The sequence below is a fragment of the Pseudonocardia kunmingensis genome (genome assembly GCF_006716445.1).
GTDB lineage: Bacteria > Actinomycetota > Actinomycetes > Mycobacteriales > Pseudonocardiaceae > Pseudonocardia > Pseudonocardia kunmingensis.
In genome coordinates, this window is sequence record NZ_VFPA01000006.1 from 56,517 (window position 1) to 69,354 (window position 12,838).

Below are 12,838 nucleotides of genomic sequence, written 5' to 3' on the forward strand. Positions count from 1 at the left end.
GCCGCAGCCGGTCGCGTCGGTCCGGCGCCCCGCTCGGCGACCGCGGCCGCGGGAGGGCCCGCGCCTCCTCGAGCCGGCCGCCGGCCTGACGGATTCGTATTACTACATCGACCGAGAGCTCGAGCAACTCCGCGGCGACAGCGCGAATTCGACAAGTGGCGAACGGCCTGATGACCGCCTCGGCTACCTCTCGGTGTCGAAGCCGTGATCATTGCGGGATCCATCGATTCGCCCCGCCGACGGCGTTCGCCTCGATCTCGGATGGATCGATCGTTGCGAGGTCGAGCTTTTCGCCCTGAGCGGGGCGATCCGGTGGAACTCGGAATGATCTTGCTGGTGTCCGGCGCGACCTCTACCGCAGCTGACCGGCGCGGTGCGGGGAGTAGCCGAGGCGCAGGGACAGCTCGCGTGCCGCCTCGCGGGTGACCCGGCCCAGCTCGTCGAGGCGGGAGGTAGGGACGCGCTGCTCCGGTCCGGCGACCGACAGTGCGGCGACGGGCCGGCCGCGGTAATCGAGGACGGGGGCACCGGCCGCGCGGATGCCCGGCTCGTTCTCGGCGTCGTCCACGCTGTAGCCGTTCTGCCGGCACCGGTCGAGCTCGGCGAGCAGCCCGGACGCCGAGGTGATCGTCCGATCGGTGCGGCGCGGCAACCCCGCCGCCATGGCCTGCTCGACCACCCACTCGGGCGAGAACGCCAGGATGGCGCGCCCGAGCGAGCTGGTGACCGCGGGGTTGCTGCGCCCGATCCGCGAGTGCATCCGCACCGGGTGCGGGCTGTCGATCTTCTCGATGTAGACGACCCGGTCCTCGTCGAGGACGCCGAGCGCGCACGTCTCCCCGGTGTCGTCGGTGAGGCGCCGCATCAGGTCGCGCGCCTCCGAGCGGATCTCGATGGAGTCGAGGTAGGACGCGCCGAGCTCCAGCAGGTGCCGGCCGACGCGCCACCGCCCGCCCTCGCCGGTTCGCGCGACCCGCAGGTCCTGCAGCACGGTGAGCAGCCGGTGCACCGTGGCTTCCGGAAGGGAGGCTGCGGCGGCGAGTTCCGCGAGCGTGAGGCCGTCGACCGCCTCGGAGAGGAGGTCGAGCAGTGCGAACGCGCGGACGAGGTTGCGCGCGTGGCTCGGCTTGGCCGCGTCGTCGGTCGCGGGGGAGGCCGCCCGTCTGGCGGACATCTGCTGCTCGGTCATGCCGGTCCTCGTCGGTTCTCGCTGAGGTAGGTGTGGGCGAGCCGCTCGTACAGCCGCTCGGCCTGGGACAGCTGGGACACCCCGACGTGCTCGTCGGGGCCGTGTGCGACCGAGAGCCAGCCGGGGCCGAGGGCGGCGATCGAGGGGGTGTCGCCGATGTTGGTGAAGTGGGTGGCGTCGGTTCCGCCGGGGTATGCGCCGAGCGGTAGTTCGTGGCCCAGGACGTCGACACAAGCCTGTTGGGCGGCGGTGACCACGGAGTGGCGGGGATCGATCTCGGCTGCCTCCATCCAGCCGAGCGAGCCGTCGGCGTACCGGATCTCCCAGTTCACGTCGGTGGGGAGCGCGGCGGCGAGGAGGTCGCACAGCTCGCGGTGGAGGGTCTCGCGGTCCATTCCGGGGACCAGGCGGATGTCGGAGGCGATCATGGCCTCGCCGGGGTGGACGCCGTAGAAGACGCCGCCCGAGATCCGGACGGCGGCGTTCACGGTCGGTGTGCAGGGGATCGACGGGGGCCGCGGGACGCTGGGGGTGAAGTCCGCGATCGCGGTGGCGGCCCTGGCGGCGGCGACGGTGGCGCTGGTGGGGAGGCGGTCGGACAGGCCGCTGTGGCCCTGCTTGCCCCGGACGACCACCTCGAAGCAGCAGATGCCGCGGGAGATCAGGTACATCGCCTCCCACGGGCTAGATACTCCCGAGGGTTCGCCGATGACGATCGCGTCGGCGTCCACCAGGCCCTGCCGGGACAGGGCGATGGAGCCGTGGTCGGAGCCGGCCTCTTCGTCGGCGGTGAGGATGAGCGACAGTCGGCCGCGTCGGGCCGTGCGGGCCCAGGACTCGATGGCGAGGAGCATCGCGGCGATCGCGCCCTTCATGTCGGACGAGCCGAGGCCGTAGGCGAGGTCGCCGTCCACGACCAGGTCGAGCGGGGGCGTGTGCCAGGCCGAGAGGTCGCCGATCGGTTTGGTGTCGAGGTGCCCGGACAGCGCCAGGTGCGGCCCGGTTCCGGCGTCGGCGGTGACCAGGACGTTGCAGCGGCCCGGCGCGGTCTCGACCACCTCGGCGGTCAGCCCGCGCTCGCGGGCGTGGTCGGCGACGAACGCGGCGATCCGCGCCTCGCCGACACCGGGGTTCTGCGAGTCGATCGCCACCAGCTCCGCGGCCAGCGCCAGTACCGGTGATCCCACACCAAGCTCCCCTCCGGATGGCATGCCAGGGAGATGCCGTCCCCATCAAGTCTTGACGCAGTCTTCCATTTTTGCCTAGCGTTCGGAACCGCCTTCCAAATTTGCTCGACGAGGAGCGTCATGGGACGTGCGGAACCTGGAACACCGCGACCGGGGTGGCGCGCGCTGCTCGCCCTGCTGCTGGCCGTGGGGATCGCGGTGACCGGCTGTTCCATGACCCCACCCGGCCGCACGATCGATGCCGGCACCGCGGCGCCTGCGGGCGGTCAGTCAGGCCTCCCCGTCGTCGGGGTGTCCGCGATCGACCTGACGTCGTCGTTCTTCGTCGGGATGCGCAACGCGGGGGAGGAGGCGGCCGCCGACTACGGCGTCACCACCGTCTGGCAGAGCGCCGAGGGCAGCGTCGAGCGGCAGGTCTCGACGATCCAGAACTTCGTGAACCAGCGGGTCAGCGCGATCCTGATCGACCCGCTGGACAAGAACGCGTTGCAGCCCGCCATCGCCCGCGCCACCCAGGCCGGGATCCCGGTGGTGACCATGGGCAACAAGATCGAGGCCGACGGCAACCACAGCACCCTCTACCACGACGCCGAGAACATGGCGATGGTGGCGCGCGCGACCGGCGCGTACCTGGGCGGGCGCGGTGAGGTGGCGCTGCTGGTCGGTTCGCGCGGCAACTACGTCTCCGACACCCGGGAGCAGGCGTTCGTGTCCACGCTGCAGCGGGAGTACCCCGGTGTCCGACTGGTCTCGGTGCAGCCCACCGCGTTCGACGCGCGCAAGGCCTCCAACACCACGGTGACGTGGATGACCACCTACCCGGACCTGGACCTGATCGCGTGCATCAGCGGCCCGCTGTGCCTGTCCGCCAAGGCCACCGCGTCGTCGCTGAGCCGGCCGGACCTGAAGGTGGCCGGGCACGACGGCGAGCAGGACCTGCAGCCGTTGCTGGACAACGGCTCGATGATCATCGACGTGCTGACCGGTCCCGAGCGGGTCGGGTACTGGAACGTCGCGGTCGGGGCCCGGCTCGCCAAGGGGGCCGAACTGCCCCGCGACCTGTACATGCCTTCGTACTTCATCACCACCGACGCGACGGCGGCGCAGCTGGAGCAGCGCGGCCTCACCTTCCCGTACGTGACACCCGAGCGTGCCGCGGAGCTCAGCCGTGCCTACGAGTCCGAGTTCGGCCCGTCCCTGCCCGATTCCGAGATGACCACCTCCCAGTGACGCTCCGACCCCGAAGGACCCCGACCCCTTAAGGACAAGGCCATGTCCGCGATCTTGCGTCGCAGCCCGCTGTTGGTCCTCATCGTCGTCACCGTCGCCGTGTTCGGCGTGCTGCGCCCGGAGTTCCTCAGCGTCACCGGCTTCCTCGACATCGGGCAGCAGATCGCCGTCACCGCGATACTGGCGTTTGCACTGACGGCCGTGATCATCGCGCGCGGGATCGACATCTCGGTGGGCTCGACGCTCTCGGTGTCGGGCGTGGTCGGCGCGCAGGTGCTGTCGGCCGGGCTGCCCGCGCCGCTGGCGATGGCCGCATGCGTCCTCACCGGCGCACTGATCGGCGCGCTGAACGGCGTGCTCATCGGCCTGCTCGGGGTGAGCCCGCTGATCGCCACGCTGGGCACGATGGCGTTCGGCAGCGGTGCCGCGCTGGCGCTGTCCGGTGCCTCCTCGATCGCGGTCGAAGAGATCGCGATGCTGCTGCCCGGCGGCAGCTACGTCGGCCCGATCCCGTCGTCGGTGCTCATCGCGGTCGTGCTCATGATCGCCTGGATGTTGCTGCTCGGCCGCACCCTGTACGGCCGGTGGATCTACGCGGTGGGCGGCAACATCGACGCCGCCCGTGCCTCGCTGGTGCCCGCCCGGCTGGTCCAGCTGTCGACGTTCGTGCTGGCCGGTGCCTCGGCCGGGTTCGGCGCGGTCGTGATGATCGGACGGGTCGGTTCGGCGCAGCCGATGGCGGGGCAGGGTCTGGAGTTCGCCGCCATCACCGCTGCGGTGGTCGGCGGTGCCAAGCTGTCGGGCGGGTCCGGCACGATCGGCGGCACCATGCTCGGCGCGATCTTCGTCGGTGTCGTGAACTCGGGCCTGTCGTTCCTGGCCGTACCGCAGCAGACCATCTACGTCGTGACCGGCGCGCTGGTCATCATCGCCGTGCTGCTCACCCAGCGGCAGGAGCTGACCGCGTTGTGGGACGGCGCGCGCCGCGCGTTGCGAAGCGGCGGCGCGACGCGGGTGGGCACCTCGGCCGGCGGACGCCGTACGCACCGAATCGAGCTGGAGGGCATCGGCAAGAGCTACCCCGGTGTACGAGCGCTGCACGAGGTGTCGTTCGGGCTCGGTTCGGGCGAGGTCGTCGGGTTGGTCGGCGAGAACGGTGCGGGCAAGTCGACGCTGGTGAAGATGCTCGCCGGCGCCCACGAGCCGGACACCGGGCGGCTGCTGCTCGACGGTGAGCCGGTACGGCTGCGCTCTCCCGAGGATTCTCGCGCGGCCGGGGTCAGCGTGATCCACCAGCACTTCAGCCTGGTTCCCGACCTGACCGTGTTGGAGAACCTCTTCCTCGGCCGCGAGCCGACCCGGCTCGGGGTGCTGCGTCGCCGCCGCATGCGCAAGGAGGCGCGCAGGGTCCTCGCCGAGCTGGAACTGGACGTCGACCTGGACGCGCGGCTGGCCGGGCTGCCGGTCGGCGAGCGCCAGCTGGTCGAGGTCGCCAAGGCGATGCTGGACGACGCGTGGCTGGTCATCATGGACGAGCCCACCTCGACGCTGTCCCACCGCGAGCGCGAGCGGCTCTACGAGCTGGTCGGGCGCCTGCTCGACCGCCACGTGGCGGTCCTCTACATCTCGCACCGGATGGAGGAGGTCTACCAGCTGGCCCGGCGCGCGGTCGTGTTGCGCGACGGCGAGTTCGTCGGCGAGGCAGACCTGTCGGAGGTGGCCGAGCCGGCGTTGATCTCGATGATGGTGGGCCGGCGCATCGACGCGGTGTTCGCGCACCGCGGGACCGAACCGGGCGAGGCGCTTCTGGAGATCGACGGGATCGCCGACGGCGGCCGGCTGGTGGAGGCGTCGGTGACCGTGCGGGCCGGGGAGATCGTCGGGCTTGCCGGACTGATGGGCTCGGGCCGCAGCGAGGTGCTGCGCTGCGCGGCGGGCCTGTCCCGCCGGACCGCAGGACGGGTGCGGGTGGATGGGCGCGAGCTGCGGTCCGGCGACCTGCCCGAGGCGAACGAGCGGGGCGTGGCGTACGTGCCGGAGGAGCGGTTGCGCGAAGGCGTCGTGCCGGCGATGTCGGTCGCGGACAACATCGTGCTGGCCTGGCTGCGCCGCCACTCCCGGTTCGGCGTGGTGCCGCGCGGAGCCGGGCAGCTGGCGACCGAGTCGATCGCGCGGCTGGGGATCAAGCCGCCGGCACCGGACCGGGCCACCGGCGTCCTGTCCGGCGGCAACCAGCAAAAGGTGGTGCTGGCCCGCTGGCTGGCCACCGAGCCGCGGGTACTGCTCCTGGACGAGCCCACCAATGGCGTCGACGTGGGCTCCAAGGCGGAGATCCACGCGCTGATCGGAGACCTGAAGGAGCGCGGACTGGCCGTCCTGCTGGTCTCCAGCGAGCTGCCCGAGCTGCTCGGGGTGGCCGACCGGATCCACGTCATGCGCGACGGGCGCGTCGTGGGCGAGCTGGCGCGCGGGGCAACCGAGGAGCAGGTCATGGAGCTGGCGTTCGGGCAGAGCTCCGCGGTCGCGGCCGGACAGCACGAGATCCGATCTGGGAGGAACCAATGACCGTCAAGATCGCCGTTGTCGGGGCAGGCTTCATGGGGCGTCTGCACGCCCGAACCGTCGCCGAATCCACCGAGGCCGAGCTGACCGCCGTGGTCGACCGGGACCCGGAGGTCGGCCGGGCCACGGCCGAGGAGTTGGGCACCCGGCACCTGGCCGAGGTGGAGGACGCGCTGCACGAGGATGTCGACGCGTTCGTGGTGGCCGTACCGGACCGGGCGCACGTCGGCCCGGCCACGACGGTGCTGCGCGCGGGACGTCCGGTCCTGCTGGAGAAGCCGATGGCCGACACCCTGGAGGGCGCGCGGGCCATCGACCGCGCCGCCGCCGAGGGCGGGACCGGCGTGATGGTGGGCCAGCTCCTGCGCTTCGACCCGCGCTACGCGGGCGCCGCGGCCGCTGTCGCCGCCGGTGACATCGGTGAGCCCGTGCACGTGACGGCAGGGCGGATCGCGGCCCGCGACATCGGCCTGCGGATGAACGGCACCAGCTCGGTCCTGTTCTACCTGGGTGTCCACGACGTGGACGCGATGCAGTGGGTGACCGGCAAGCGCATCACCCGGGTGTACTCGCGCGCGGTCTCCAAACTCATGCCCGCCCACGGGGTGCGGTCCGAGGATGCGATCCTCACCGTCGCCGACCTGGAGGACGGCGCGATCGGTGAGCTGTTCAACGGCTGGACCCGCCGCTCGGACGACCCGGTCGGCATCGATGGCCGCCTGGAGGTCATGGGCACCGAGGGCATGGTCGCGGTCGACGTGCGCGATCACGGCCTTCGGGTGTACGGAGACGCCGGCCTCGCCACCCCGGACGCGCTGCACTGGCCGGAGGTCAATGCACGCATCCGTGGCGACCTCGCCGCCGAGGTGCGGGCGTTCGTCGCCTCCGTGCGCGACGGTGCGACGTTCCCCGTCCCGACCGCCGCCGCCATGCGCAACGTGGCGGTCAACGACGCGATCCTGCGTTCGGTGGAGAGCGGGAAGCCGGAGGACGTCGAGCTCGTCGACGAGGCCGAGTCGGCGCGATGAACCGGCCCGGGACGGCGGCGCGGGACCTCGCGTTCCCCGATCTCGGCGACCTCGCCCACCTGGACACCGCCACCATGGGCGTCCTCCCGGGCGAGGCCGCCGCGGCGCTGCACGACGCGGTCACGCAGTGGACCCGCGGCACGGGCGACCACGGCGTGTGGGAGGCGGCCGCGGAGGAGGCGCGGGGCCTGGTGGCGGGCCTGGTCGGGATGTCGGCGTGCGACGTGGCGTTGCTGCCCTCGCACGTCGCGGCCGCGACCACAGTGGCACGGGCGTGGCCGGACGCCCGCGTCGTCGTCCCGGAGGCCGAGTTCCGCGCGAACCTGCTGCCCTGGATCGCCGACCGCGACCGGGGCGCGGTACGGCTCGTGCCGTCGCCCGCCACGACCGACGCGCTGTGTGCCGCGGTGGACCAGGGCCCCGACCTGGTCGCGGTGTCGAGCGTCCAGTCCGCTGACGGGCTGCGCGTCGATCTGCCACGTCTGGTCGAGCACGCGCACCGTCGCGGGGCGCTCGTGTACGTCGACGCCAGCCAGTCCCTCGGGGTGGACGCGACGCTGGGCCGCTGCGGCGCCGACTTCATCGCGGCCGTCGGGTACAAGTGGCTGCTCGGCGCCCGGGGCACCGCGTTCCTGGCCGTGCGGCCCGAGCACCAACGGCGCTTCGCCCCGGTCCTCACGGGGCCGGAGTCGTGCGCCGACGGGGCGATCTACGGCGCCGGGTACCGGCTGTGGGACGACGCGCGCCGCTTCGACCAGCCCCAGGCGTGGCAGGCGTGGGTCGCGACCGCGGCCTCGCTGCGCCACCTGTGCGCCTACGACCAGGCGGAGCTGGAGCGCCACGCCACCGGCCTCGCCGGGCGTTTCGTCGAGGCGGTCCACGCGCTGGGCGTCGCGACCACCCCGGCCGACGTGCCCTCCGCGATCGTCGGGGTGACCCACCCCGACCCGCAGTCCGCCGTCCAGCGGCTCCGGGAGGCCGGGGTACGGGCCGCGGCGCGCGCCGAGTCCCTCCGCTTCGCCTTCCACCTCTACACCACCGAGCGCGACGTCGACCGCGCGATCGCCGCACTCGCAGCGACTACCGGGAGCACGACATGACAGCCCTCGCCCCGTCCCGCCGACCGTTGTCCCCGCGGCTGGCCGGTTCGGCGGTCGCACTCGTGCCCGTCGTCCTGCTGGTGCTGCTGCTGATCGCTTTCGCGATCGCTGACCCGCGCATCGCCGCACCGGTCAACCTGCGCAACATCCTGCTGCAGGCCGTGCCGATCGCGCTGCTGGCGCTGAGCGCCCACGTCGTGCTGGTGTCGGCGGGCATCGACCTGTCCGCCGGGTACGCGGTCGGGCTCTCGGGCGTGGTGATGGCGGGTCATCTCGACGTCGGCGGCGGTCTGCCGGCCGCCGCTCTCCTCGGCCTCGGTGGCGTGCTCGCGGTCGGTCTCGCCAACGGAGTCCTGGTCGGCGTCACCCGGTTGCCGCCGTTCATCGCGACGCTCGGCACGATGACGATCGTCCAGGGGCTCACACTGCTGGCCGCGCCCCAGGGCATGGTCCTGGTGGAGAGCGACTTCCTGGCCTTCCTCGGCCAGGGCTCGCTGCTCGGGATCCCCGTACCGCTGCTGGTCGTGGCCGGCGTGTCCGTCGCGCTGTGGTTCCTGATGAGGCGCACGCGCTTCGGGATCCGCACCTACGCGTACGGGTCCGACGAGCAGTCGAGCCTGCTGGCGGGCGTGCGGCGCGCGTCGCAGATGGTGGGCGTCTACGGCGTCGCGGCCGTCCTGGTGTTCCTGACCACGGTCATGGTGGTCGCGCAGGTGCCGCTGGTGCAGCCGAACCTCGGCGGGATCAACCTCCTGCTGGACGCGATCGCCGCCGCGGTGATCGGCGGCACCAGCATCTTCGGCGGCCGCGGCACGGTCGCCGGCGTCCTGGTCGGCGCGATGATCATCGCGTTGCTGACCAACGCCCTGCAGGTCCTCGGGGTGGATCCGTCCGCGATCGAGCTGTTCAAGGGCCTCATCATCGTCGTCGCCCTCGTGGTCGACGTGACCGTGCGCCGCCTGCACCAGCGGGTCACCGGGATCGCCGGATGAGCCCCCGCGAGTGGACGCCGGTCTGCCGGGCCTGCGGAGCGCGCAATCCCGGGACGTGGTCGCGCTGCCCGGGCTGTGGCGGGGTCCAGGTCCTGGAGGGCCCTCGCACCGTGCCGACGCCTTCGGGTGCCGGCGGTCTGTGGCGGTTCCGGGATGCCCTGCCGCCCGTCCGCCACGAGATCACGATGGGGGAGGGCGGAACCCCGCTTGTGCGCTGCGAGCGGCTCGCCGCCCGTACCGAGGTGGCGCAGGTACTGGTCAAGAACGAGACCGTCAACCCGACCCTGTCGTTCAAGGATCGGGCGATGGCCCTCGGCGTGAGCCTCGCCCGCGACGCCGACACGCCCGGGGTGGTGGCGGCCTCCACCGGCAACACCGCGGTGTCGGCCGCCGCGTACGCCGCCCGCGCCGGGCTGCCCTGCCGGCTCTACTGCGCCGCCGGCGCCGCCGGGAGCGCGAAGCTGCGCACCGCGCAGGCGTACGGAGCGGGTGTCGAGCCCGTGGACGGTGACTTCAGCTCCGCCCACGCCGCAGCCGCGGAGCTCGAGGCGGAGGGCTGGTTCCCGCTGACCACCACCTTCCGCAACCCGTACCTGGCCGAGGCCCACCGCACGGTCGCGCTGGAGCTGTTCGAGCAGACCGGTGGCTCCGTACCGGACTGGGTGCTGGTGCCGGTGGGGGCGGGGCCCCTGCTCGTCGGTGCGTACGAGGGCTTCCGCGCCCTCGCCGACGCGGGGCGGATCCCCCGCGTGCCCCGCATGGTCGCCGTTCAGGTCGACGCCTGCGCGCCTCTGGTGGACGCCTGGCGCACGAACGCAGCAACGGTGACGGCGGCGAACCCCCGCCCCACGGTGGCGGGCGCCATCGCCGACCCCCTGCGCGGCTACGAGGACGAAGGCGTGCTCACCCTGGAGGCCGTACGCGAATCGAACGGTCTCGCCGTCTCCGTCCCGGACGAGGCCGTGCTCGCGGCGGTGGACGACCTGGCACGCCACGAAGGCCTGCTCGTGGAGCCCGCGGGAGCAGCGCCCCTCGCCGCTCTGGCGGCGCTGGCCGCGGACGGCACGGTCGCACCGGACGCCCGGGTCGTCCTCCTGGCCACCGGCCACGGTGCCAAGGAATGAGAGCAGACGAGGGAGAGTCCGTGACACGAGTGGCGATGGCGGGTGCCGGCCGCTTCGGAGCGCTTCATCTGCAAGTGCTCCGATCGCTGCCGGTCGAGGTCGTGGCCGTGTGCGAGCCGGACGCGGGGCGGCGGGCGGCCGTGCAGGAGGAGTTCGGGATCGCCGCGGGGTACGCCTCGCTCGGCGACCTGCTGGCACGGGAGCGCGTCGATCTCGTCGACGTCGTGTCGGACGAGTCCTCGCACGGGAAGCTGGTACTGCAGGCCATCGATGCCGGCTGCCACGTCGTCGTCGAGAAGCCGTTGTGCACGGACGTCGACGAGGCGGAACGGATCCGTGCGGGGGCCCGGGAGCGGGGCGTCGAGGTGGTGACCGGGCAGATCAGCCGGTTCGGCGCGGGGTACCAGCACCTGCGGGACGTGCTCGACCGGGGCGAGCTGGGGCGGCCGGTGAACCTGAGGTTCCGGCGCGACTTCAGCCGGTCCTGGTTCCCGGCGTTCGGGAAGCGGATCCATCCGGTCTGGGAGTCCGGGATCCACGACATCGACCTCGCCGTCTGGTACGCCGGGGCGCCGTGCCGCGCGGTCTACGCCGTGCAGCGCACCATCTCCGGGCTGGAGCACCCGGACACGCTGGTCGCCGTGCTGACGTTCGCCAATGACGTGGTCGCCACGCTCGAGAGCGCTTGGCTCGTTCCGGACGCCGCGCCGCAGACGCTGCGGGGTGCGCTCGAGCTGGACGGGACGATCGACGCGGTGACCGAGCTGCTCGGTGACCGGGGGACCGCGGCGTACCGGCTCGCCCACGACGGGCTCACGGTCCGTACCGACAGCGCGGTGGCGCATCCGGAGCTCACACTGTGGCCGACCGTGGCCGGACGGGTGTCCGGGGCCCTGCGGGAGGAGCTGGGGTACGCCGTCGAGGTGGCTGCGGGGCAGCGGCACAACGACGTGATTCCACTGGACGAGGCGGTGGAGGGGGTCCGGATCGCGGCCGCGATCCAGGAGTCGGCACAGCGGTGCACCCGCGTATCGCTGGGAGGTTGAGGTGGGCGCCCGCAGGCTGAATGACTCCCTCTGGTTGATCGACACGGGGTCCCCGTACGACTGCCACGTGTACGTGGCCGACGGCGGCACCGGGGCGGCGCTGATCGACTGCGGGACCGGGCTGGCCGCCGAGCGCCTCCTCGAGGGGATCGAGGGGACCGGGTGCCTGGACCGCCTGTCGCACGTCTTCGTGACGCACTACCACGCGGACCACGCCGGTGGTGCCGCCGACGTGCACGCGGAGCGGGGCGTGCGCGTGCTGGCGAGCGCCGAGACCGCAGCGGCGCTGCGTGTCGGGGACGAGGACCGCACGCAGGTGGCGGTCGCGCGCGCGGCCGGCGTCTACCCGGCCGACTACCGGTTTCCGGCTTGCCGCGTGGACGAGGTGGTGGCCGACGGCGCCCGCCACGAGGTGGGAGAGCTGTCGGTGACGGTGCACGCCTCGCCCGGGCACTGCGACGGTCACCTCTGCTTCATGGTTGACGACGGTGATCGACGCGCGCTGTGCACGGGCGACTCGATCTTCAGCGGCGGACGGGTCTCGGTCCAGCCGATCCCGGACTGCAGCCCGTACCTGTACGCCCGCACGTCCCAGAGGCTGGCGGAGCTGTCGGCCGATATGCTGCTGCCCGGGCACCTGGATCTGGTCCTGACGGATGCGGCCGCCGATCTGGCCCGAGCCGCGGAGTCCTTCCGCCGACTGGTCCCCCCACCGAACATCCTGAAGGCGGACAACGCGGATCCCAACTGACGGGCGGGCGGGGTCGCATCCGTGAGCATCGCCGCCTCGCTCCGCGCCGCCGTGCTGGGGCCTGCCGCTCTTCCCCCACATGACGATGACGGTCACCCCGCTCGCCGCTCACCAGTCGGACGTCGGCCTCGCCTGACCGCTGCCCGCTCCTGCCCGGCGGGCGCGGCCCAGACCGAGCCCACCGAGGACCGTGCCGGTCAACCCCAGCACCAGCGCCACGACGGCCCCGGCCAGCCCGTTGCCGGTACCGAGACCACCGGCGGAGTTGGCGATGTGCACGGCGGCGACGCCCACGGCGACCAGCCCTGTCGCCAGAGCCACGATGATCCCGGTCCGCGAGTCGGCGGCGCGGACCCGACCGGCGGGGCGGGCGAGGACCAGACCGCCGACGATCGCACTGATCAGGCCCACCACGGCGGCCGCGGTGGGCACGAGCCGCCCGCTGCCGATGCCGCCTGCGGCCATGTGGAGGTGCGCGTCCGCTGACGCGGCGAACACGTGGAGAACGGACATCGAGGTCGTCCTTCCGGTCGGGTGACGGGTATCGGTAGGTGTGCTGCGGCGGTCCCTCCGCGCTGCACGTGCACCGCGCTCGGGTGGAGCCGCGGTGCGGTTCCTCGCCGATGGCG

11 protein-coding genes are annotated in these 12,838 nt (G+C 72.7%); 8 read left to right on the top strand and 3 right to left on the bottom strand.

The window, feature by feature from the left end:
- Nucleotides 1–352: 352 nt before the first annotated feature.
- The gene (locus FB558_RS36865; protein ID WP_142062241.1) at nucleotides 353–1,189 is read right to left on the bottom strand and encodes an IclR family transcriptional regulator; all 837 of its coding nucleotides are present in this window, start codon (nucleotides 1,187–1,189) and stop codon (nucleotides 353–355) included.
- Complete coding sequence (locus tag FB558_RS36870; protein ID WP_170231722.1) at nucleotides 1,186–2,376, bottom strand: M20 family metallopeptidase; 1,191 nt, start codon at nucleotides 2,374–2,376, stop codon at nucleotides 1,186–1,188. Before FB558_RS36870 ends, FB558_RS36865 begins: the two co-directional genes overlap by 4 nt.
- A 120-nt stretch (nucleotides 2,377–2,496) precedes the next feature.
- On the opposite strand from FB558_RS36870, the gene FB558_RS36875 reads away from it, so the two are divergent.
- From FB558_RS36875 to FB558_RS36910, 8 genes are all read left to right on the top strand, one after another.
- Entirely contained in the window at nucleotides 2,497–3,606 is a 1,110-nt protein-coding gene (locus FB558_RS36875) for a sugar ABC transporter substrate-binding protein (RefSeq protein ID WP_170231723.1), read from the top strand.
- Between the two features lie 42 nt (nucleotides 3,607–3,648).
- Complete coding sequence (locus FB558_RS36880) at nucleotides 3,649–6,171, top strand: ATP-binding cassette domain-containing protein (protein ID WP_142062250.1); 2,523 nt, start codon at nucleotides 3,649–3,651, stop codon at nucleotides 6,169–6,171.
- Nucleotides 6,168–7,196: a Gfo/Idh/MocA family protein gene (locus FB558_RS36885; RefSeq protein WP_142062254.1), complete on the top strand. Its 1,029-nt coding sequence runs from the start codon at nucleotides 6,168–6,170 to the stop codon at nucleotides 7,194–7,196. The genes FB558_RS36880 and FB558_RS36885 overlap by 4 nt, the downstream gene beginning before the upstream one ends.
- The gene (locus tag FB558_RS36890; protein WP_142062258.1) at nucleotides 7,193–8,296 is read left to right on the top strand and encodes an aminotransferase class V-fold PLP-dependent enzyme; all 1,104 of its coding nucleotides are present in this window, start codon (nucleotides 7,193–7,195) and stop codon (nucleotides 8,294–8,296) included. The genes FB558_RS36885 and FB558_RS36890 overlap by 4 nt, the downstream gene beginning before the upstream one ends.
- On the top strand, nucleotides 8,293–9,288 hold the full coding sequence (locus FB558_RS36895; protein ID WP_142062261.1) for an ABC transporter permease: 996 nt from the start codon (nucleotides 8,293–8,295) through the stop codon (nucleotides 9,286–9,288). The genes FB558_RS36890 and FB558_RS36895 overlap by 4 nt, the downstream gene beginning before the upstream one ends.
- Nucleotides 9,289–9,398: 110 nt before the next feature.
- Complete coding sequence (gene thrC / locus FB558_RS36900; RefSeq protein WP_170231724.1) at nucleotides 9,399–10,412, top strand: threonine synthase; 1,014 nt, start codon at nucleotides 9,399–9,401, stop codon at nucleotides 10,410–10,412.
- A gap of 35 nt (nucleotides 10,413–10,447) precedes the next feature.
- Nucleotides 10,448–11,458: a Gfo/Idh/MocA family protein gene (locus tag FB558_RS36905; RefSeq protein ID WP_281288720.1), complete on the top strand. Its 1,011-nt coding sequence runs from the start codon at nucleotides 10,448–10,450 to the stop codon at nucleotides 11,456–11,458.
- Nucleotides 11,459–11,492: 34 nt separating this feature from the next.
- A complete protein-coding gene (locus FB558_RS36910; RefSeq protein ID WP_170231726.1) occupies nucleotides 11,493–12,209 on the top strand; it encodes an MBL fold metallo-hydrolase in 717 nt (238 codons plus the stop codon).
- A gap of 108 nt (nucleotides 12,210–12,317) precedes the next feature.
- Here the strand turns inward: FB558_RS36910 and FB558_RS36920 are convergent, their stop codons facing one another.
- Nucleotides 12,318–12,722, bottom strand: coding sequence for a DUF6223 family protein (locus FB558_RS36920; protein ID WP_142062275.1), 405 nt, complete (start codon nucleotides 12,720–12,722; stop codon nucleotides 12,318–12,320).
- Between the last annotated feature and the right edge of the window lie 116 nt (nucleotides 12,723–12,838).

What these genes read in the sequence shown, in the direction of transcription:
- FB558_RS36865 (WP_142062241.1), bottom strand. Translation starts at nt 1,189, where the DNA reads ATGACCGAGCAGCAGATGTCCGCCAGACGGGCGGCCTCCCCCGCGACC.
- FB558_RS36880 (WP_142062250.1), top strand. Translation starts at nt 3,649, where the DNA reads ATGTCCGCGATCTTGCGTCGCAGCCCGCTGTTGGTCCTCATCGTCGTC.
- FB558_RS36875 (WP_170231723.1), top strand. Translation starts at nt 2,497, where the DNA reads ATGGGACGTGCGGAACCTGGAACACCGCGACCGGGGTGGCGCGCGCTG.
- FB558_RS36905 (WP_281288720.1), top strand. Translation starts at nt 10,448, where the DNA reads ATGGCGGGTGCCGGCCGCTTCGGAGCGCTTCATCTGCAAGTGCTCCGA.
- FB558_RS36920 (WP_142062275.1), bottom strand. Translation starts at nt 12,722, where the DNA reads ATGTCCGTTCTCCACGTGTTCGCCGCGTCAGCGGACGCGCACCTCCAC.
- FB558_RS36890 (WP_142062258.1), top strand. Translation starts at nt 7,193, where the DNA reads ATGAACCGGCCCGGGACGGCGGCGCGGGACCTCGCGTTCCCCGATCTC.
- FB558_RS36885 (WP_142062254.1), top strand. Translation starts at nt 6,168, where the DNA reads ATGACCGTCAAGATCGCCGTTGTCGGGGCAGGCTTCATGGGGCGTCTG.
- FB558_RS36895 (WP_142062261.1), top strand. Translation starts at nt 8,293, where the DNA reads ATGACAGCCCTCGCCCCGTCCCGCCGACCGTTGTCCCCGCGGCTGGCC.